Source organism: Herpetosiphonaceae bacterium (genome assembly GCA_036374795.1).
In the GTDB taxonomy this organism is placed as follows: Bacteria; Chloroflexota; Chloroflexia; order Chloroflexales; family Kallotenuaceae; genus LB3-1.
In genome coordinates this window covers 1-19,307 of the sequence record DASUTC010000185.1, presented here as the reverse complement: position 1 = coordinate 19,307, position 19,307 = coordinate 1, and the positions used below count along the sequence as shown (strand labels likewise).

Here is a 19,307-nt window from a genome sequence, read left to right as displayed (position 1 = left end):
ATTCTCCCCTTTGTTCTTGGTTCTTGGTTCTTTTTAGTCCCGTCGCTCGATCAGCGCCGCCAGCGCGTCGCGCAGCCGCAGCAGCTCCTCCTCAGTGTTGTAAAAGCCCGTGCTGATGCGCAGCACGTAGCTGTCCGAAAGCGGGATCGTGCGAATAATGATGCCCTGCGCGCGCAGCTTCTCCGCCGTGGTGGCCGGGTCGAGGCTCTCGACGGTGAACGCGACCAGCCCGGCGTGTGAGTCGGGCGTGAGGATCGTCGCGCCGGGCAGCGCTCCCAGCAGCGCGCGCCCCCGATCGGCGAGGTGCTGGATGCGCTCAAATGCCCAGTGCCAGCCGACGCTCGACTCCAGCCATCGCAGGCTGGCGAGCATGGCGTACAATCCGGGCCGAAAGATCGTCCCGACCTCGTAGCGCCGCGCTCCGGGCGCGTACAGCGCATCGCCGCTGAGCGTGTAGCTTTCGGAATCGCGCAGCGAGAAGAAGCTGACAAAGGTAGGCCGCAGCAGGCTGATCCGGTCGCGGCGCACATACAGCGCGCCGACACCCTCCGGCCCGCACAGCCATTTTTGTCCGGGGATCGCGTAGAAGTCTACCTTCAGGGCATGAAGATCGAGGGGGATCGCGCCGACCGATTGCGCGCCGTCCACCAGCACCAGCACTCCCCGGCGGTGGGCCAGCGCCACGATCTCGGACAGCGGCAGGCACGCGCCGCTGCTCCAGCTTACATGCGAGATGCTCAGCAGCCGCGTGCGCGGTGTGATCGCGGCATCCAGCGCCGCCAGCACCGCCGCCGGATCGTCGCCAAGACCCAGGTCTGCCACGCGCACATCGACGCCAAAGCGCTGCGCCGCGGCGTAGGCGGGCAGCAGGCCGCCCTCGTGCTCCAGATTGGTCAGCAGCAGCTCGTCGCCGGGCTGCCAGTTGAGGCCCCAGCACCCGATGTTCATCCCCTCGCTGGTATGATGGGTGATCGCGATCTCGTCCGTGGCGGCGCCGAGCAGCCCCGCAAAGGCCGCGCGCAGCTCCTCGAAGGTTTTGAGCACGCGCTCGTACGCGATAATGTCGGCACGACCGCGCTCGAAGTCGTGCTGCGACTCGGTGATAAGCGCATCGAGCGCGGCGCGTGGCAGCGGCCCCGCCGTGCCCGTGTTGAGATAGACCGATGAGGCCACGGCTGCCAGCGCGGCGCGGACCATCCGCACATGATCGGCGTTCATCGTCGGCTCCTTTCAGAGCGGTTGGTTCTGCCATGATAAGCGCTGTGTCGATCGCTCGGCCCTACACAGTGCGACATTCTGGCAGATTCCTGGGGCATACCAAGGGCTCCCGCAAGACGCGGGAGCCCCGGTTGTGCGATGTGGTGGATTAGCGACCGAGCCGCTCCGCGGCTAGCGCGCGCAGCTGGTGCGTGGCGAGCGGTGCCGACAGGGTGCTCAGCAGGCCGCCGTTGCGCAGCGGCTTGATCAGGCCAGCCCTGGCTGGCTGCGCAATCGCGTTGGCCGGCGCACCGACGACGATCGATCGGTCGTCGAAGTCGTACAGCCGCGTCACCATCTCCAGCTTCAGCTCGCCAAACTCTTCATCGGTGGTAAACGCCGAAACCTGATACTGATACAGGTAGTTGATCTGCTGCCCGATGAAGAAGTCCAGCGCGATGTGATCGTTCATATTGCTGCTGTCGCCCGCGATCCAGACCTGATACTGGTTGGTAGGCGTGCCCGCGATGGCCTTGCTGCCGATGCTGCTGATCGGCGCTGCCGATACATCGACCTGCGGCGCAGTTTCCGGCGCGCCGACCGGAAGATCGACGGTCGACTGGACATACCACTGCGAGCTGGCGTCCTCGCGTGTGTAGATCCGGTCTGGGAAGGCGACGACTTCCAGGGTGGCTACTTCGCCGACGACCGTGCGGAGGACGAAGTGCGCTGCGTTGCCGACCACCTCGCCCTTGCCGACGATGAACGGCAGATCGTTGAGCACGAGCGCAAGCTCGAACCGTCCGCTCATCGCGCCCCTGATATCGGGCAGCTTATCGACTCGCTCGGCGGCTGCGGCTGGCAGCGCAAGCGCCAGCAGCAGGAAAGCCAGGAGTACAAATCGACTACGCTTGAGCATGAGACGTCTCCCTCCTACGTTAGACAAATGATCCACCATCATTCGTCAGATAGATGCTATTCTAGCACACAATTTGTGAAACTGAACCAGCGTCTTTGTGTCTAATCTCGATACAATCTTTGGCACGAAGGTTGATCGGTTAACAATTGCGCCATCGAGTCAATATGTATTAACCTTTTATTAACTTAACAATATGCTGGCGGGATTATGTTTCTAAAGTTGCTTGATTAAGTTATGTAGCAGCTTTTTAGTCAATATTGCTGTGAACATAATGCTCTTGTTTTCTGTGATCTTGCACACGGGAGCACTTGCGTTTAAGCTACGGCGATCAATCATGAAGGAGTTGCCTGTGTACCGTCGCGCGATCTATCCTGTCTTGCAGCGCTTTGATGCGGAGCGCTCCCACGAGGCCGTGCTGCGGCTTTTGACGGTGACGGAGCGTTCGCCGCAGGTACGGCGGCTGCTGCGGCGGCTCGTGGCCTATAACGATCCGCGCTTGCAGGTTGAGCTGTGGGGGCTGCGCTTTGCAAATCCACTGGGTCTAGCCGCAGGGCTGGATAAGAATGCCGTCGCGGTGCAAACCTGGGGCGCGCTGGGCTTTGGACATGTGGAGGTAGGCACGGTAACGCCGCTGCCGCAGCCGGGCAATCCTCGTCCGCGCATGTTTCGCCTGCCCGCCGACCGCGCGCTGATCAATCGGATGGGCTTTCCAGGGCAAGGTGCGCTGGCGGTTCGTGCGCGGCTGCAACGCCTGAGCCGCGATCGTCCGCTGGTCGGGGTCAACATCGGGGCCAATAAAGCCAGCGTCGAGGCCGGGCGCGCCGTTGACGATTATACGCACGCGCTGGCGCAGCTCTCCGCCTATGCCGACTATGTGACGATCAATATTAGCTCGCCCAATACGGCCCGGCTGCGCGAGTTGCAGGGCCGAGATGCCCTGGAATCGCTGGTGCGGCAGGTGGTGGCGCAGCGCGATCAGATGGCTGTGCGCAAGCCGCTGCTGATCAAAATCGCGCCGGATCTGGCTCCCGCCGATCTCGACGACATCAGCGCGGTCTGTCTGACGAGCGGTGTGGACGGTATCATCGCGACCAACACTACCATCGACCGACAAACGACGCTGCGGGAGGCCGCCAGGGAAGAAGCGGGCGGTCTGAGCGGCGTGCCGCTGCGCGAGCGTGCGACGGATATTGTGCGCTATCTCTATACCCATACTCAGGGCAGGCTGCCGATCATCGGCGCGGGCGGCGTCTTCGGCGCTGCCGATGTCTTCGAGAAGCTGGCAGCCGGAGCATCGCTGGTGCAGGTGTACACCGGCTTCGTCTACGAGGGGCCGCTGCTCGCGCGCCGCATCAACCGCGATCTAGCGCGTTTGCTGCAAGAGCATGGCCTCACCTCGATCGCGCAAGTGACGGGCAGCGGCATGACGCTGCGCCGTTGAGCGTGCCAGGTATCCGAGGCTGCGGCTAGCATTCCCACATGACGAGCTATTGTCCATTTTTGTAAAAATAGTTACATCGTGGCACATTTTGCGCTACAATATAAGGCGCTGGAACAGCACGCCACATGGTTTTTCAAGCGAGATGTTACGGTCTGCCGCCGAACAATCACCTGATCGGGCTGCTCCTGTTCCGTGAACCTTGATATACCTCTAGCGAAAGGATGAAAGAAAATGGACGTGATCGACAACGTGGTCAGCACGCCGACCTACACCGAAGAGGATCACGAAACTTGGCATAAGCTCTGCGTCCGGCAAATGGAGCTAGTCCGAGATGTCGCCTGTCGAGAGTTCTTCGAGGGATTTCCCAAGCTAGCGCTTGATTTTAACCGCCTGCCCGACCGCGATGTGATGGCGCAGCGGATTCATAGCTTTACCGGCTGGACGCTCGCCGACGCGCAGAATGCGTATCTTGGCCCGACGGAGTGGTTCGAGCATATCGCCGCGTGCCGCTTTCCCGTCACCGACTATATTCGGAAGCCCGATGAGCTTGATTTCACGCCGCTGCCCGATCTCTTCCACGAATACTTCGGCCATCTCGCCTTCTTCACGCTGCCTGAGTTCGCCGATATTGCGCGGCGCTACGGCGAGGTGTATCTGAAGGCGCGCACGGAAGAGCAGCAGTTGGCAATCGCGCGGCTGTGGTGGTTTACGATCGAGTTTGGCTTTGTGCGCGAGAACGGCGAGCTGAAGGTCATCGGCGCCGGTCTGCTCTCGTCGCCGGGCGAGCTGCTGCACGCGCTGCGGCCAGAGGTGCCGAAGCATCCCGTCGACATCAACCGCATCGCAAAGACGCCATCGGCAGCCTATAGCTACCACGACGAATATTTCATCCTCGACTCGCTCCAGCATTGGCGCGACGTGATCGATGCGTATGCCCGCCAGGAAGGCTTAGCGTAGCTTCCGTCGAATCCGACGAAGGCCCTCGCACGCGGTGTGAGGGCCTTTATCGATTTAAGCGCACGTGGCCTGGCCTGGAGGCTGGCAGGATCATTGTGCGATGGCCTGTCAGGTAGGTCGTACCCCACGAGGTCAATTGATCGGCAGACCGACGTAGAAATAATAGTGGAGGATCTCGCTCGGCTTGGCGGGCAAGGTCGTCATCCTGGGGTTGAGTACCTGATACCAGCGCGGACCAAGCAACTCCAGCGGCAGGCCAAGCTGGTCGTTGCCGTGCAGGTAGAGCTGAGTCAGCGCGCTCAGCTTCCGTAGCGACTGTGGCAGGGCCGTGAGCCGGTTGTGATGCAGGATCAATTGCTGAAGCCGCGCGAGCTGGCCGATGGAGTCGGGGAGGACGGTGAGGCGATTCCCGGCGAGGTCGAGGTGTTCGAGACACGCGAGCTGGCCGATCGAGCGGGGCAGGGCCGTCAGCCGGTTTCCCGACAGGTTGAGCACGCGCAGCCGCGTCAATTGGCCGATCGAGTCGGGGAGCGCCGTTAGCTCGTTGCCGGACAGATCTAAATATTCAAGCTGGAGCGACTGTGCGATCGAGTCGGGTAAGACCTTGAGGCGATTGCCAGCCAGATCGAGCGTCCGCAGCTGAGGTAATTGCCAGATCGAAGTCGGCGGCTGTCTCAAATGCATGTGCGACAAATCCAACGCCATGATAGCTCCTCCGTGAGCGCAAGCAGGTGCCCGGCAGGTTCCAAGATTAATTGCTCAACCTGGTTCATCATCAAGGAGTCTGTGTGGCCTTGCCATATGCTGATCCAGCTCAGACACAAGGATTGTGTGGGCTACTCAACACTCGCCTGACAGCGCACTGGCAAACGGATCTGCAACAAACTGCGGCATAACCGACAGGGGGCCGGTCATTTCGTTAACCATACCAACGCAGACTACGGACCAAGCGATACGCAACGTGAGGATTGAGACGAACAAGACGATCTGGGTAGCGTCCTGGCTCATCGAGCGGAGTGGAAGATGGAAGGCATACCCGCAACGATCGGCGTGGAGGCCAGCGCTACGGAGCATTCTGTGGTGATGATATGTCGCCTAGAGCTTTGTGTGTCAATCGTGGAGTAGTTTATGATGTTTCAATGTGCCTGTCAAGTGCGCGAATCGCAGCAGCTCTGGCAGCATACGTCGTCGATGATCTCGGCATATCGGTCGTAGCCATTGACATAATATGTATGGTCAGGTATCCTTACTATCAGGGTACTTGGGGATACAGCTATGTCCTGGACCATTGAAGAAGCGACCCAGGAGCTGCTAGGCGTGCTGCCGCTGCTCAGCCGGATCGTGGCGGCGGAAGTTCGGCGGGAGGCGGGCGAAGAAACAACCATGCCGCAGTTCCGCGTGCTCAGCTACCTTGCCTCTGCGCCCTTGACGCTGAGTGTGCTCGCCAAAAAGCGCCGTGTGACGCTCCAATCGATGAGCGAGCTGGTACAGATGCTGGTCGAGCGCGGCTGGATCGCGCGGCTGCCCGATCCCCACGATCGTCGTCAGCATCTCTTGTGTCTGACGGATGAGGGTCGGCGGCACTATGAGCACGCGCAGGAGTACACGCTGCGCCGACTCGCGCCGCTGATGCAGGCGTTGAGCCCCACGGAGATGGATGCAGTGCGGGTGGCGCTGCCAGCCCTGCGGCGAGTCCTGACGCAGGAGGAAGGTCAGGCGTGCAGTGGCGGCTAAAGCAGAACCCGACGGGCCTTTAGCCGAGCCGACACCGCCACCCGCCGGGCGCTTCGCTTCGAGGCTGGGAGGCGTGACCCACGGCTTTCGAGCGCTGCGCGCGCGCAACTATCGGCTGTTTTGGTTTGGGCAGAGCATCTCGCTCACAGGCACCTGGATGCAGACGATGGCCCAGGCATGGCTGGTGCTCCAGATGACCCACTCTCCGTTCGCGCTGGGTCTTGTCACGACGCTCCAGTTCTTGCCGATCATGCTCTTCTCGCTGGTCGGCGGCGTGCTGATCGATCAGGTCCCGAAACATCGTATGGTGCTCACAACACAACTGCTGGCGCTGATCCAGGCGGTGATCTTCGGCACGCTGGTGGGAACCGGCCTGATCCAGCTCTGGCACGTGTATATCCTGGCCGCGATCCAGGGAACGATCAACGCCTTCGATAATCCGGCGCGGCAGGCGTTTGTGCCGGAGCTGGCGGGACGCGAGCATCTGGTCAACGCAATCGCGCTCAACTCGATGCTCTTCAACAGCGCCCGGATGATCGGTCCCGCCATCGGGGGCGTCGTGATCGCAAAGTTTGGGATCGCGACCGCGCTCTACCTGAACGCCGCCAGCTTCGTCGCGGTCATCGCCGGGCTGCTGGTGATGGACCCGACGCGCTTCTTCAGGTCAGCGCAGCGCCGGTCGACAACACCGCTGAAGCGGCAGGTGGTCGAAGGGCTGCACTATGTCTGGCGCACGCCAGCGGTCTTGCAGATCATGCTGATCGTCGCCGCGATCGGCACCTTTGGCTATAACTTCAGCGTCGTGCTGCCGCTGCTGGCCGGATTCGTCCTCCACACCGACGCGCCCGGCTTCGGCAATCTCTCGGCGTTCTTGGGCCTCGGCTCGCTGCTCGCGGCGCTCACAACGGCGTACACCAGGCAGGTGACGGCGCGGCGGCTCCTGCTGGGATCATCTGCCTTCAGCCTGCTGCTGGCGCTCGTCGCCCTATCAACCAATTTTGCGCTATCGGCGGCGCTGCTGGTCGCGCTGGGCTTTGCGGGCATCACCTTCGCGACCACGGCCAACACGCTGCTCCAGCTTGCCGTGCCCGATGAGCTGCGCGGTCGGGTGATGAGCCTGTATATCTTGCTCTTTGCGGGCAGCACGCCGATCGGCGGCTTTCTGATCGGCTCGCTGTCCGATATTATCGGCGTGTCGGGGACGCTGCTGCTGTGTGCCGCACTGTGTTTTGCGGGTGTGATCGGAGCCGACCTGTATCGTCGGCGCGTGGCGTGGCCTCGATCTACCGCATAGATGTATGAACACAGCCGGACGTTACCCGCGCCCTTCGGTCGTGACCGGCGCTTTAGCCGCGCGCATCAGGCGGGCCGAGTTGAGCATGATCGCGACATCGGGAAGGCTCTGGGCGGCGGCGGCAAAGACCGGCGGCAGCACGCCGATCGCCGCGAGGGTCACGCCGACGATGTTGTAGAGCGCGGTAAAGCCCAGGTTTTGCCGGATGGTGCGCCGCGCGCGACGCCCGACACGGAGCGCCTCCGGCACCAGTCGCCAGTCGTCGCGCATCAGCACGACATCCGCCGCCTCGATCGCGACATCCGTGCCGATCGCGCCCATCGCCACGCCGACATCGGCCTGCGCCAGCGCGGGTGCATCGTTCACGCCGTCGCCAACCATCATTACGATCGCGCCCTGAGCCTGAAGCGCCTGCACGGCGGCGATCTTATCTTCCGGCAGCAGATTGGCGCGATACTCCAGCCCCAGCTCAGCGGCGATTGCCGCCGCGACGCGCTCGTTATCGCCCGTCAGCAGCAGCATGCGTCGCACGCCGCTGCGCTTGAGCGCTGCCAGCGCCGCCAGCGCCTCCGGTCGAATGATGTCGGCGACGCCCATCAGCCCGCTTACGCGCCGCTCCTGAGCGACAAAAAAGACCGTCTTTCCGGCGGCCTCAAGCGCCCGCGCCCGCGCCTCGTGATCGTCGCTCAGCACGATGTGCTGCTCCACCAGCAGGCGACGATTGCCGATTGTCCAGGCTCGCCCATCGACCGTGCCGCTAACACCGCGCCCCGGCAGCGGCGCGAAGGCTGCCGGTTCGGGCCAGACAATTCCTCGGTCTGCCGTCGCCCGCACGATCGCCTGCGCCAGCGGATGCTCGCTGCGCGCCTCAAGCGCGGCTGCCGCCCGCAACATCTCCTGCTCGGCGACGCCATCCAGCGCGATCACATCCGTCACCTGCGGCTGTCCGCGTGTCAGCGTGCCGGTCTTGTCCACGACGATCGTATCGACGCGCGCCAGTTGCTCAAGCACGATCCCGCCCTTGATCAGCAGGCCGCGCTGCGCGGCGCTGCCGACGCTCGCCAGCACGACTACGGGCGTTGCCAGCGCAATCGCGCACGCGCAGGCTACCACCAGCACCGCGACGGCGTTCAAGATCTGGCCGGTGATGACGTACGTGGCGAGCGCGACGACCAGCACGGTCGGCAGGTAGTACGCCGAAAAGCGATCGGCGAAGCGCTGCACCGGAGCCTTGCGCGACTCGGCCTCCTCGACCAGCCGGACGATCTGCGCAAAGGCCGTATCGCTGGCGCGCCTGGTGGTGCGCACTTTCAAGAAACCGGCCTGCGCGACCGTCGCGGCGAAGACGGTATCGCCCGGCTGTTTATCTACCGGGATGCTCTCGCCTGTGATCGGCGCTTGATCGACAGGCGCGGACCCGTCGAGCACCACGCCATCCACTGGAATGCGCCCGCCGGGCCGCACCAGCACCACCTCGCCAATCGCCACGTCGGCGACGGGCAGCTCCACCTCGTGTCCATCGCGCAGCACCCGCGCGACCTGCGGCTGTAGCCCGATCAGCCGCCGGAGCGCCTGGCGGCTGCGTCCGGTGGTCAGATCTTCGAGCCAGTCGGCGAAGCGCATGAAGAATACGATCAGCGCTGCGGTGGTCCACTGCCCCACGGCGATGGCGGCGATCACGCCCGCCGTCATCAGCGTGTGGCTCGTCACCTGGCGGTTGAGCGCCGCCTGAGCCACGCCGCGCAAGACCGGCCATCCGCCAGCGCCGATAGCCAGCGCCGGAATCCACCACGGCAGCCGATCCAGCGCCCGATCGAAAAGGCCAAGCTGCTCGCCAAGCGCCGCGACGACGACCACAACGGCGACCATGCCGAGCAGACCCCAGCCGATGATCTGTCCAAGATCGCGCCTGCCAGCATCGGGCGGCGCGGCTACCGTTTCGTCGCGCACGCTGTACCCGGCCTGACCGATCGCCGCCCTGATCTGCCCGACGGTCACGCGATCGGGATCGAAGGTTACGGTCGCGCGCTCCGCCGCAAACAGGACGCGCGCCTCGGCGACGCCGTGGAGCTTGCCAATCGCCGCCTCGATCTGCGCCGCGCAGCTCGTACAGTCCATGCCTGCGACCGGCAGAGTGATCGTCTGATGGTTGCCTGAGTCTGTCATATCGCTTCCTGCTGCTGTGTGCTCCTGCGCTGATCATACCAGGAACTCGTGGCTACGCGCTACGGCGACGGATCTGGCCTGATGACGCTCAGGAATCCCGCCTTACACCAGCCGCAGCTCGGCGTAGTCTTCGTGCAGCGCGATATGACTCCCAAGTGCCGCCGACCGCTCACGCATTCGCTCCATCAGCCAATGTGCCTCAGCGCCAGCCACGCGCTGCACCCGCAGGCGATCGATCTTGACGGGATGCAGCACGATCCGCTGCACACCGTGCGGCGTGAGTTCGACCACAAACAGAAACGATAGGTCGTTGCGCTCAGCCGGATCGATCGCGTAGTCGTCGATGAAGTCGCCTGTAGCATACAGGATCGGCTTGCCATGATAGGCTTCTATGCCCAACGGGGTGTGGTTGGAGTGACCCCAGTAGAGATCAGCGCCGCGCTCGATCAGATCGTGCGCCATGGCCTGCATCGCGGGCGACGGCGGCCCCCAGTTCGGCCCAACATGCGCGCTGATGATCACCCGGTCGGCGTGGCGGCGCGCGTCGTCGAGGACGCGCTGGATACGTGAGCGGTACGGCTCGATCAACCCCGACGAATCGTACGCGGCGTAGTTAAGGCCGGGCTGATCGGGCGTTGCACCCCAGGCGCGCATATCGTCGGTCAGCGCAAGCACGGCGATTCTGCCAAGCGCGGTAGCAAAATACGCGGGAGCGAGCGCCTCAGCGAGGCTGTGCCCGGCTCCGGCATGACGAATGCGAGCCTGATCGAGCAGATCAAGACAATCGAGCAGCGCCTCTGGGCCGTAGTCCAACACATGGTTATTCGCCACCGTCACTCCATCGATGTCGGCGGCGTGCAGCACGTCGATCGCGCGCGGATGCGCTCGAAAATGAAACGGCTTTGTGGCAGGCCGCCAGCGCCTACCGCGCGTGCTGATCACGCACTCCAGGTTGATCAGGCACAGATCGGCCTCGGCCAGCAGCGGCAGAAGATCGCCCCACACGTAGGCGGGCGGCAGGCGCGGCTGCTGAATGACGTGCTGATCCACGAGTCGTCCAAGCATCACGTCGCCGGTCAGCGCGATACGTACCCATTGCGCCATGACACATCCTCGTTTCGAGTTCCAAGTTCCAGGTTTCGAGTTGGGAGGTGAGGCCCTCCCCCCCGCCTCCTTCCCCACGATCAGGCGGAAGCCCGCCTTCGCGGCCTGCGGCAGAGGAGCAGGGGAGCCGTTGGGCTTCGTTCTTGCTGGTTGTTCGCTTGTTTCCTTGTTCGCTTGTTCTTTCGTTTGGTGCTTTATTCCTTCGCGCTACCTCCACAGCTCGCTGAGCGAGCCGTCGCCGATCAAGCGCTGGATTGCCTGCGCGAGCAGCGGTGCGATCGATACGACATGAAGCTGCGGCCACGACTGAATGGCGATCGGGATGCTATCGGTGACGTACAGCGCGTCGATGCCAGCGGCGACGAGCTTCTCCTGCGCGCCCGGCAGCAGCAGGCCATGCGTCGCGGCAACGATGATCGGAGGGCGCGCGCCAGCGCTGCGGAGCGCCGTGACTGCCTCGACGATCGTGCCGCCCGTCGAGATCATATCGTCGATGATCAGGCAGGGCCGATCGCGCACATCGCCGACGACATGCGTGATATGCGTTTCGGTGCCGCTGATGCGCTGCTTGTGCAGCACCACCACGGGCGCATCAAGGCGATGCGCGTACTCGCTCGCCATGCGTACGCGCCCCGCATCGGGCGAGACGATCGCCGTGCCGGGCGGCAGATAATCGTGCAGCGCCGCCGCCAGAACCGGTACCGCCGTCAGGCTGTCGACCGGGATATGAAAAAAGCCCTCGATCTGCGCCGCGTGAAGATCGACCGTCACGACCTGATCGACGCCGACCGCCTGGAGCAGCACCGCGACCATGCTGGCGGTGATCGGCTCGCGATGACCGGCACGCTTATCGGACCGGGCATAGCCGAAATACGGCACGATCGCGGTGATCCTGCCCGCAGCCGCCCTGCGGCAGGCATCGACCAGCGCCAGCAGCTCGACCAGATGCTCGTTCACCGGCGGCGCGGTCGGCTGGACGATAAACATGTCCTTGCGACGCACCGGCTCGCGCAGCTCGATCGCCACCTCGCCATCGGGAAAACGTTCGATTCGGCAGGCGCTCAGCGGCAGATCGAGCGCTTGCGCGATGGCCGCAGCCAGCGCCGGATGGGCGGTTCCGGCAAGAATCGCCGGTTTGATGGCTCGTCCTTCCATGCTCAACTCCTGCGCTGCGTACCCGCTCGCGGATGCTCCGCGCGCCGATATGTCCTGGTCTTTCCGCTGCGCAAGACGCGCCGATAACCTTCGATGGCGCGCTCGTTGGCCTCGTTCTCTGAGGCACTGAGCTGCTTCCAGGCGGCATTCGGGCCAATGTAGCGATACGTTCGGGTTTGATCATCGGCCAGGTAGATGCCGCGATCGATCTTCAGTTCGATGTGCATGGCACGCCTCTGCTCGCAACCGATCGCCGCCCCACGCTCGATGGACTCCTGGGCGGGCAGATTCACGCGGAGCCCGTCGCAATCATGCGACGATGCTCTAGTCTAGGATAGACCCTTGACCCCGGAAGCTGCGTTGTGATTCCGCGTGTGCCGCGTGAATAAAGCGCAACGGTACGCGACCTGTTCTCCATGCCGCGTGATGGTCCGGTGTCCTATAGTGAGGGGAGTCCATGACGTGGGGGTGCGTATGCGGCTAGGCGAGCAACAAATTGCCGAGGGCATCTGGATGCGGCGCGCCCGCTTTCGAGACGCTGACATCGCCTACCTGCGCGGCCAGCGCGGACGATCCGGCACGCCCGTTTTTGCCGACGATTTTCGCGATTGGCTGCGCTTGCATGGACGTTTCGAGGCCCTGAGCCTGCGCGCCATCCCGAAGGCCGGGCGGTGCATCCGAACGAGCCGCTGACTGTTGTGCAGGGGCCGCTGGCGATGGCGCAGATCCTTGAAACGCCGCTGCTCAATCATCTCAACTACCAGACGCTCATCGCCACCAAGGCGGCACGCATCGCAGCGGTTGGCCGGGGCCGTCCCGTGCTCAAAGTCTCGGAGTTGCCGCAGAAGACGCCCACGCCCGCTCACAAGCATCTCTGGCGGCTGGATGCGGGCGTGCAGCGCTTGATCAATCCGCACATCTATCATGTTTCGCTCACGCAGCGCTTGTGGGATCTGCGGCTGAAGCTGATCGATTCGGCGCTGCACCAGATGCGGTAGGCATCACAGCCTCGCGCCTCTCGCCGTCTGTCCACATCGTGCAGCGATCTTCACGGCGCGTGGACGGACTGTTCTGGCGCCGAGCCGGGCAGGGCGTAGTCTAGGAGTAGATCCATGCAGTTGCGCACTGGTCTATCTGAGGCTGCGTGGAGCAAGGAGGTATGTCATGCTGAATCGATTTCCGATGCTTGTTGCCGTCGTCGCCATTGCTGCCCTCGCGCTGGCAGCGGGCGCGATCGGCGCGGTCTTGATCCGGCCCCAGGCGATTCAAGCAGCGCAGACGAGCGCGGCGATCCGCCAGCTCACCGTGGTGGGCACAGGCGAGGTCAAGGCCACGCCCGACACCGCGATCGTGCAGTTCGGCGTGCAAACCGACGCGACCACGGCCAAGCAGGCGCTCGCCGATAACAATGCAAAGATGCAGGCTGTGATCGCCAAGCTGAAGGAGCTGGGTATTGAAGACAAGGACATCCAGACCAGCAACCTGAGCATCTGGCCGCGCTACAGCGAGCGTGGTCCTGAGGGCGGCGTGACGGGCTACCAGGCCAGCAATAGCGTCGCGGTGACGATCCGCAACGTGGCGCAGGCGGGCGATCTGCTTGAGCAGGTAATCGACGCGGGCGCGAACTATATGGCCGGCATGAGCTTCACGATCGCCGAGCCTGCGACGCTAGAGGCGGCGGCCCGTGACAAGGCGATTGCGGACGCGCGCGCCCGCGCCGAGGCGATGGCGCAGGCCAGCGGCGCGCAGCTTGACCAAATGCTGACGATCAGCGAGATCGTCAGTGGCGTATCGCCGATGGTGTACGAGGCCAAAGCCACGGCGACGGGAGCTGGCGCGCCGATCCAGCCGGGCGAACAGTCGATCGTGCGGCAGGTGCAGGTAACGTACACGTTGAAGTAGCTGCGCTACCCTAAAGGCAAAGGAGCGTGTGTGATGCCCTACGTGATTTGTGAGCCGTGCATCGGCGTCAAGGATACGTCGTGCGTCAAGGTCTGCCCCGTCGATTGCATCTACGAGGGTGACGATCAGTACTACATCAGCCCTGACGAGTGCATCGATTGCGGCGCGTGCGAGCCCGAATGTCCTGTTTCGGCGATCTTTGCCGAGGATGCCGTTCCCGAACAGTGGCAGAGCTATATCGCCAAGAACGCCGCTTTCTTCGGCTGAGCTTGCGGCGCTGGCGCGTTGGATGTGTCCGGCAGACGCGCCGCCACTGTTGCTCGTAACTTCTTCCACGGAGGGAGGTATGTTACTCATGCTATTTCCGCTGCTGGCGATCGTGGGTCTGGGATTCTACATGCTTCGAGAGGGCCGCGATGACTTGGTGCGGGCGCATCCGTACGCGCGCTGGATCATGGTCGCGGCGCTCCTGCCGCTCGTGGCGCTGATTGCGTTCTCGCTGCTGTTCGGCATCGGCGAGCTGGCGGCTGACGTGCCCGGCGGCGTGTTCCATCTGCTCCCAATCATCCCGATCGTGATCCTCGCATCGCAGGCATGGCATCGTCCCGTCGCTGGCGGCGTTACGCTGATGGTGCCTGGCGTGGTGCTCGGCGCGACGTTTTTCGGCATGATGCAGGGCGAGATCGGCTTCAAGGTCCAAGGAGCGATCATCATGGGTGTGCCATTCCTGCTAGCGGGAGCGGGCTTTCTCGCCGCCGGTGCCGTCGCGCGGCCCGCACCTCTGGTTCCGCAGCATTGATCCGGGCAGGCGCAAACCACGTCGTGCAAGCTGGGCCTTTTCACGAAAGGGGGCCGTATGGCAGCCGTTGTCACGATTCACCATGTGTCCAAACACTTCGCCACGACTCGCGCCGTCGATGATGTGACGTTCGAGGTGCGCGGCGGCGAGATCTTTGGCCTGCTCGGCCCCAACGGCGCGGGCAAGACCACCATGATCCGCCTGATTCTGGATATTTTCAAGCCGGACCAGGGCACGATCGGTGTGTTTGGCGCGCCGCTGAGCGACGCGAGCAAGCGGCGGATCGGCTACTTGCCCGAAGAGCGCGGCCTCTACAAAAACGTCAGCGTCCTCGACTGTCTGGTCTATCTGGCGATGCTCAAAGGCTTGAGCCGTAAAGAGGCGCGCGGACGGGCCTTGCGCTATCTGGAGCAGGTGAGCCTGGCCGATGTTGCTCCCAAAAAGGTCAAGGAGCTGTCCAAGGGCATGCAGCAGAAAGTGCAGCTTGGCGTCGCGCTGCTGCACGAGCCCGATCTGATCATCGTCGACGAGCCGTTCTATGGCCTCGACCCGCTCAACACGCGGCTGGTCAAGGATCTCCTGCGCGCGGCACGTGATCGCGGCGCGGCGATTATCATGTCGACGCACCAGATGGATCGGGTGGAAGAGCTGTGCGAGCGCCTGTGCATGATCGATCGCGGGCGTGTGGTGCTCTACGATGCCCTGGATACGATCCGCCGCACGTGGGCACCGCACGCAGTTGTGGTGCAGGGCACGGGCGACTTCGCCGATCTGCCGGGCGTGGAGCGTGTCGCGCAGGTGGATGGCGCGGTGGAGCTGTGGCTGGACGAGCAGACGACGACGCAGGCGGTGCTGCGCGCGCTGGCAAGTCGGCGCGACCTGCTGATCGAGCGCTTCGAGATCGCCACGCCCTCGCTCGACGACATCTTTATCGCGGTGGTCGAAGGCCAGCAGCGCGTGGTCCGACATGCCGCGCCGAAGCCGGAGCTTCAGGAGGTGTAGCCATGCGGACGATCGGCGTGATCCTGCGCTACGAGTACGCGCGCCACGTCCGGCGCCGGGCATTCCTGCTGACCACGCTCGGCCTGCCGCTGCTGATCGTCGGCTTTATCACGGCGATCGAGCTGGTGACACGGAGCCAGAACGAGCAGCGCCTGGGCCTGGTCGATCGCAGCGGGCTGGTCGGTACGGTCAACCTTGCCGATCTTAATCTGCGTGATGCGATCCCGCTCGCGCAGTTTGCCGACGAAGCCGCGGCCCGACGGGCGCTGGATGCTCATGCGATCGACGCCTACATGCTCGTGCCGCCAGCCTACCTTGCGACCGGCCAGGCGCAGGTCGTCAGTTGGCGGTCGCTGAGCGACGACGCGGCGGACGAGCTGCGGGCGGTGCTGCGGCATGGATTGATCGGGCAGGCGCCGCCGGAGCAGCGCGCGCGCCTGGATCAACCGGCGGACTGGGTGGTGCGGACGCTGGATGGGCAGCGCACGTATGGTATGGACGATAGGTTTCTGCTGTTCCTGCTGCCCTATAGCTTTGCGCTGCTGTTTACCATCACCGCGTTTACTACCAGCGGGCATCTGTTGCAGGCGCTGACCGAAGAAAAAGAAGATCGGGTCATGGAGCTGCTGGCGACATCGGCCACGCCGGAGCAGATGATGACCGGCAAAATCCTGGGCGTGAGCGCGGTGAGCCTGACACAGATTGGGATCTGGGTCGGCCTGGGCCTTGCCGCGCTCGTCGTGCTGGGCGTGCCCGCATGGATCGCAGGCGCGCGCATCCCCTGGCTGATCGTCGGTCTGGCCCTGCTCTACTACCTGCTCGGCTACCTGCTGATCGCGGCCTGCTACATCATGGTGGGTGCCGCCGCGCCTACCACGCAGGAGGCGCAGCTGCTCGCAGCGCCGATCAGCTTGCTGGCGGCGGCTCCGTTCGTGCTGCTGGTGACAATTCTGGAGCATCCCAACGGCCCGCTCGCGACGATCTTCAGCCTGATCCCCTTTAGCGCGCCGATCGCGATGCTGCTGCGCCTGCCGCTGGCCGATGTTCCGGCCTGGCAGCTTGTCATCAGCGTCCTGCTGCTGGCGCTCGCCACGATGGGCGCGATGATGCTCTCGGCGCGCGTGCTGCGTCGCGGCATGCTGCGCTACGGGCAGCGCTTGCGGCTGCGCGAGCTATGGGCAGCGCCGCACGGCGGATAGCGAGGTGATATGCGTACCGTACTGCTGATTGCGCTCCGTGAGCTGCGTGTGATGCTGCGTCGCCCGTCGTTTTTCTTTGCGACCCTGCTGATGCCGCTGGTGCTTGGCGCGATCTTCTGGAGCACGGCGCTGCTTGAGCGGCAGGACACGCCGAGCGCTGCACCAACGGCGATCAGCCCGGCGGGCTGGGTCGATCTCGCTGGTGTGATCCACACGGTTCCGCCCGAACTCCAGCCTTTGCTGATTCCCTACGAGCGCGAGGCCGACGCGGTAGCCGCGATGCGCGCCGGGACGATCAACAGCTACATGCTGATCGCGCCGGACTACCGCCAGTCTGGTCGGGTTCTGCATACCAGCCGCCAGCTCTCGATCATGGGTCCTGACGCGCCGCAGGTAGCCGCGTTCGAGGCGCTGCTGCGCGTCAATCTGACTGACAATCCGCTGCTGGTGCTGCGCCTGCAACAGCCGCCCGATCTGCGCGTGACGCTCGTGGATCAGCCGCAGCATCACGATCAGCGGGCGGCAAGCGCCGCCATGGCCTCTATGCTGGCCTGGGTGCTGGCCTTTGCGATCCTCAACGGCGCGGGCTGGCTGGTCCAGGCGGTAGCGGAAGAAAAGGAGAATCGCACGATCGAGATTGTGCTAACGTCGGTGCAGCCGTGGCAGATCATGGCCGGCAAGGTAGCGGGACTCGGCGCGCTCAGCCTGCTTCAGCTTGGCTTCTGGCTCGGGCTGGGCTTCGGCCTGAGCCGTAGCCAACGCTTCGACCTGGGCGCGGTCGTGCCGGGGGCCTGGATCTGGATGATCCTCTTCTTTGTGCTGGGCTTCCTGCTGTTTGGCGCGATGATGGCCGCGCTTGGCGCGGTGGGCGCTACTGCGCGGGAAAGCGGCCAGATCAGCGGATTTATGCTGCTGCCGGTGCTCGTGCCGCTGTGGTTCAGCACGCCGATCACCGAGAATCCGGGCGGCACCCTGGCGCTCACCCTGAGCCTGATCCCGATCACTGCGCCCGTCACGATCATGTTGCGGCTGGGCCTGGGCGGCATTTCGCTGTGGCAACTGCTGCTGAGCGTCGGCCTGCTGGCGCTGGCGGTTGCCGGAATGCTCTGGCTGGCGGCGCGGCTGTTCCGCAGTACAACCTTGCTCACCGGCACCAAGCTGACGCCGCGCGCGCTGTGGCGTGTCCTGCGCGAATCCTGATGCTGCCCGGCGTTGTTCGGGCACGAGCAACTGGATTCGGTTGTTCCTGGGGATGCGATCGTACGCGCGGTGGCGGACATCGTGCCGCTGCTCGAAGCGGTGGTCGCGAGCGGCAAGCGCGAGCTGGTGATCGTCGCCGAAGACGTAACGGGCGATGCGCTGGCGACGCTGGTGGTCAATGACGGGGCCTGCCAGCCGCTTTGGCGCTTGCAACTGACGACTGAGGAACGGGTACAGGGCCATTTTGGCTCCTCTATACCATCAAGCATATCGCAGCTAAAGCTTTGGCGGACTGAGATCGGGCTATGCTCTCCAGCCGGATCGCGCGGGGGTGCAACTCAACCCCTGGCGCTGGTTTCGGCGCGCTGAAAAATTCCTAAAACACGAAAATACAGCAATTTGGAGGAAGTGTTTTCTTCCAGGGGTTACTATACTCTACCATAGTTGAACTCTGCGGCAGTTCAACTGCGGTTTTGAACCAATAGCATCGAAAGTAATGTCCTTTAAAAGGAGGGCGCATCATGACAAACCAAGAGATAGCCCCAGAGCAGGGACAGGCAAGTCAGGCCTTATTTGGCATAGTGGCTAGTGCCTGGTCTACACGAGTACTCCAAGTTGGGGCTGAACTAGGTATTGCTGATTTACTCAAGGATGGACCCAAAACACTCGCAGAGCTTGCGGAGGCGACAGAAACCCATGGCCCTGCACTCTCTCGTCTTATGCGAGCATTGGTTGCGCTAGGGATTTTTACAGAACAAGAGCCGGGCACGTACGGCATGACAGACCTTTCCTGGCATCTCTGTCGAGATTATCCAGGCAGTTTGCGGAATTTTATCGTGTTCTTCGGTTTAGACTGGTCATGGTCACTCTGGTCCGAACTCCCCTACGCCATAAAAACCGGAAAGTCGGCAATGAGGCACGTCCATGGCATGAATGTCTGGGAATACATCGACGCGCATCCCGAGCATTTGAACCTGTTTAATAAGGGGATGAACGAATTCTCCACCATTATCAATCCCTCGATCATCGAAGCATATGACTTCTCCGGATTTCAATCGCTCGTCGATGTTGGCGGAGGATATGGCAACTTCCTCCAATTATTGGCAGAGCGCAACCCATCCTTCCAAGCCATCCTTTTCGAGCGCCCATCAGTAATAGAAGAGGCAAAAGCGATTTATGCTCAGACGCCGCTGGGTTCACAGTTCACATTGGTGGGAGGCGATTTTCTCAAGGAAGTG

Annotated in this window: 21 protein-coding genes; 13 read left to right on the top strand and 8 right to left on the bottom strand. The window is 63.3% G+C overall.

Going from position 1 to position 19,307, the window contains the following annotated elements; translation table 11 throughout:
* Positions 1-33 precede the first annotated feature (33 nt).
* Positions 34-1,218 (bottom strand): aminotransferase class V-fold PLP-dependent enzyme, encoded by a 1,185-nt coding sequence (locus VFZ66_13825; GenBank protein HEX6290267.1) that lies wholly within the window; start codon positions 1,216-1,218, stop codon positions 34-36.
* A 148-nt stretch (positions 1,219-1,366) separates the two neighbouring features.
* On the bottom strand, positions 1,367-2,116 hold the full coding sequence (locus tag VFZ66_13820) for a hypothetical protein (protein HEX6290266.1): 750 nt from the start codon (positions 2,114-2,116) through the stop codon (positions 1,367-1,369).
* A 349-nt stretch (positions 2,117-2,465) separates the two neighbouring features.
* Between VFZ66_13820 and VFZ66_13815 the strand changes: the two genes are divergently transcribed.
* Positions 2,466-3,557 carry a quinone-dependent dihydroorotate dehydrogenase gene (locus VFZ66_13815; protein HEX6290265.1) on the top strand — a complete coding sequence of 364 codons (1,092 nt, stop codon included), beginning with the start codon at positions 2,466-2,468 and terminating at the stop codon, positions 3,555-3,557.
* A 231-nt stretch (positions 3,558-3,788) separates the two neighbouring features.
* Entirely contained in the window at positions 3,789-4,514 is a 726-nt protein-coding gene (locus tag VFZ66_13810; protein HEX6290264.1) for an amino acid hydroxylase, read from the top strand.
* A gap of 132 nt (positions 4,515-4,646) precedes the next feature.
* Here the strand turns inward: VFZ66_13810 and VFZ66_13805 are convergent, their stop codons facing one another.
* The gene (locus VFZ66_13805) at positions 4,647-5,219 is read right to left on the bottom strand and encodes a leucine-rich repeat domain-containing protein (GenBank protein ID HEX6290263.1); all 573 of its coding nucleotides are present in this window, start codon (positions 5,217-5,219) and stop codon (positions 4,647-4,649) included.
* A gap of 570 nt (positions 5,220-5,789) precedes the next feature.
* On the opposite strand from VFZ66_13805, the gene VFZ66_13800 reads away from it, so the two are divergent.
* Together VFZ66_13800 and VFZ66_13795 are read left to right on the top strand one after the other, a co-directional pair.
* A complete protein-coding gene (locus tag VFZ66_13800; protein ID HEX6290262.1) occupies positions 5,790-6,248 on the top strand; it encodes a MarR family transcriptional regulator in 459 nt (152 codons plus the stop codon).
* A gap of 73 nt (positions 6,249-6,321) precedes the next feature.
* The gene (locus VFZ66_13795; protein ID HEX6290261.1) at positions 6,322-7,542 is read left to right on the top strand and encodes an MFS transporter; all 1,221 of its coding nucleotides are present in this window, start codon (positions 6,322-6,324) and stop codon (positions 7,540-7,542) included.
* Between the two features lie 21 nt (positions 7,543-7,563).
* Here VFZ66_13795 and VFZ66_13790 read toward each other — a convergent pair whose 3' ends face one another.
* The 5 genes from VFZ66_13790 to VFZ66_13770 all read right to left on the bottom strand — a co-directional run bounded on the left by VFZ66_13790 (position 7,564) and on the right by VFZ66_13770 (position 12,591).
* Complete coding sequence (locus VFZ66_13790; GenBank protein ID HEX6290260.1) at positions 7,564-9,708, bottom strand: cation-translocating P-type ATPase; 2,145 nt, start codon at positions 9,706-9,708, stop codon at positions 7,564-7,566.
* 102 nt (positions 9,709-9,810) lie between these two features.
* The gene (locus VFZ66_13785; protein HEX6290259.1) at positions 9,811-10,812 is read right to left on the bottom strand and encodes a CapA family protein; all 1,002 of its coding nucleotides are present in this window, start codon (positions 10,810-10,812) and stop codon (positions 9,811-9,813) included.
* Between the two features lie 207 nt (positions 10,813-11,019).
* Positions 11,020-11,967 (bottom strand): ribose-phosphate diphosphokinase, encoded by a 948-nt coding sequence (locus VFZ66_13780; GenBank protein ID HEX6290258.1) that lies wholly within the window; start codon positions 11,965-11,967, stop codon positions 11,020-11,022.
* 2 nt (positions 11,968-11,969) lie between these two features.
* Complete coding sequence (locus tag VFZ66_13775; protein ID HEX6290257.1) at positions 11,970-12,260, bottom strand: hypothetical protein; 291 nt, start codon at positions 12,258-12,260, stop codon at positions 11,970-11,972.
* 187 nt (positions 12,261-12,447) lie between these two features.
* Positions 12,448-12,591: a hypothetical protein gene (locus VFZ66_13770; GenBank protein ID HEX6290256.1), complete on the bottom strand. Its 144-nt coding sequence runs from the start codon at positions 12,589-12,591 to the stop codon at positions 12,448-12,450.
* On the opposite strand from VFZ66_13770, the gene VFZ66_13765 reads away from it, so the two are divergent.
* The 9 genes from VFZ66_13765 to VFZ66_13725 all read left to right on the top strand — a co-directional run.
* Positions 12,576-12,965, top strand: a complete 390-nt coding sequence (locus VFZ66_13765) for a hypothetical protein (protein ID HEX6290255.1) — start codon at positions 12,576-12,578, stop codon at positions 12,963-12,965. The two genes, VFZ66_13770 and VFZ66_13765, sit on opposite strands and share 16 nt — an antisense overlap.
* 166 nt (positions 12,966-13,131) lie before the next feature.
* Positions 13,132-13,869 (top strand): SIMPL domain-containing protein, encoded by a 738-nt coding sequence (locus VFZ66_13760; GenBank protein HEX6290254.1) that lies wholly within the window; start codon positions 13,132-13,134, stop codon positions 13,867-13,869.
* A gap of 33 nt (positions 13,870-13,902) precedes the next feature.
* Positions 13,903-14,136: a ferredoxin gene (locus tag VFZ66_13755; protein HEX6290253.1), complete on the top strand. Its 234-nt coding sequence runs from the start codon at positions 13,903-13,905 to the stop codon at positions 14,134-14,136.
* A 79-nt stretch (positions 14,137-14,215) separates the two neighbouring features.
* Positions 14,216-14,668, top strand: a complete 453-nt coding sequence (locus tag VFZ66_13750; GenBank protein HEX6290252.1) for a hypothetical protein — start codon at positions 14,216-14,218, stop codon at positions 14,666-14,668.
* 57 nt (positions 14,669-14,725) lie between these two features.
* Positions 14,726-15,670 carry an ATP-binding cassette domain-containing protein gene (locus VFZ66_13745; GenBank protein ID HEX6290251.1) on the top strand — a complete coding sequence of 315 codons (945 nt, stop codon included), beginning with the start codon at positions 14,726-14,728 and terminating at the stop codon, positions 15,668-15,670.
* A gap of 2 nt (positions 15,671-15,672) precedes the next feature.
* Entirely contained in the window at positions 15,673-16,869 is a 1,197-nt protein-coding gene (locus VFZ66_13740) for an ABC transporter permease (GenBank protein HEX6290250.1), read from the top strand.
* Between the two features lie 9 nt (positions 16,870-16,878).
* Positions 16,879-18,069, top strand: coding sequence for an ABC transporter permease (locus VFZ66_13735; GenBank protein ID HEX6290249.1), 1,191 nt, complete (start codon positions 16,879-16,881; stop codon positions 18,067-18,069).
* 81 nt (positions 18,070-18,150) lie between these two features.
* Positions 18,151-18,438: a hypothetical protein gene (locus tag VFZ66_13730; GenBank protein HEX6290248.1), complete on the top strand. Its 288-nt coding sequence runs from the start codon at positions 18,151-18,153 to the stop codon at positions 18,436-18,438.
* 152 nt (positions 18,439-18,590) lie between these two features.
* Positions 18,591-19,307: methyltransferase (locus VFZ66_13725; GenBank protein HEX6290247.1), on the top strand; the 717-nt coding region annotated here is incomplete at its 3' end.

What these genes read in the sequence shown, in the direction of transcription:
- VFZ66_13825 (HEX6290267.1), bottom strand. Translation starts at nt 1,218, where the DNA reads ATGAACGCCGATCATGTGCGGATGGTCCGCGCCGCGCTGGCAGCCGTG.
- VFZ66_13820 (HEX6290266.1), bottom strand. Translation starts at nt 2,116, where the DNA reads ATGCTCAAGCGTAGTCGATTTGTACTCCTGGCTTTCCTGCTGCTGGCG.
- VFZ66_13810 (HEX6290264.1), top strand. Translation starts at nt 3,789, where the DNA reads ATGGACGTGATCGACAACGTGGTCAGCACGCCGACCTACACCGAAGAG.
- VFZ66_13805 (HEX6290263.1), bottom strand. Translation starts at nt 5,219, where the DNA reads ATGGCGTTGGATTTGTCGCACATGCATTTGAGACAGCCGCCGACTTCG.
- VFZ66_13800 (HEX6290262.1), top strand. Translation starts at nt 5,790, where the DNA reads ATGTCCTGGACCATTGAAGAAGCGACCCAGGAGCTGCTAGGCGTGCTG.
- VFZ66_13790 (HEX6290260.1), bottom strand. Translation starts at nt 9,708, where the DNA reads ATGACAGACTCAGGCAACCATCAGACGATCACTCTGCCGGTCGCAGGC.
- VFZ66_13785 (HEX6290259.1), bottom strand. Translation starts at nt 10,812, where the DNA reads ATGGCGCAATGGGTACGTATCGCGCTGACCGGCGACGTGATGCTTGGA.
- VFZ66_13780 (HEX6290258.1), bottom strand. Translation starts at nt 11,967, where the DNA reads ATGGAAGGACGAGCCATCAAACCGGCGATTCTTGCCGGAACCGCCCAT.
- VFZ66_13770 (HEX6290256.1), bottom strand. Translation starts at nt 12,591, where the DNA reads ATGCAAGCGCAGCCAATCGCGAAAATCGTCGGCAAAAACGGGCGTGCC.
- VFZ66_13760 (HEX6290254.1), top strand. Translation starts at nt 13,132, where the DNA reads ATGCTGAATCGATTTCCGATGCTTGTTGCCGTCGTCGCCATTGCTGCC.
- VFZ66_13755 (HEX6290253.1), top strand. Translation starts at nt 13,903, where the DNA reads ATGCCCTACGTGATTTGTGAGCCGTGCATCGGCGTCAAGGATACGTCG.
- VFZ66_13750 (HEX6290252.1), top strand. Translation starts at nt 14,216, where the DNA reads ATGTTACTCATGCTATTTCCGCTGCTGGCGATCGTGGGTCTGGGATTC.
- VFZ66_13745 (HEX6290251.1), top strand. Translation starts at nt 14,726, where the DNA reads ATGGCAGCCGTTGTCACGATTCACCATGTGTCCAAACACTTCGCCACG.
- VFZ66_13740 (HEX6290250.1), top strand. Translation starts at nt 15,673, where the DNA reads ATGCGGACGATCGGCGTGATCCTGCGCTACGAGTACGCGCGCCACGTC.
- VFZ66_13735 (HEX6290249.1), top strand. Translation starts at nt 16,879, where the DNA reads ATGCGTACCGTACTGCTGATTGCGCTCCGTGAGCTGCGTGTGATGCTG.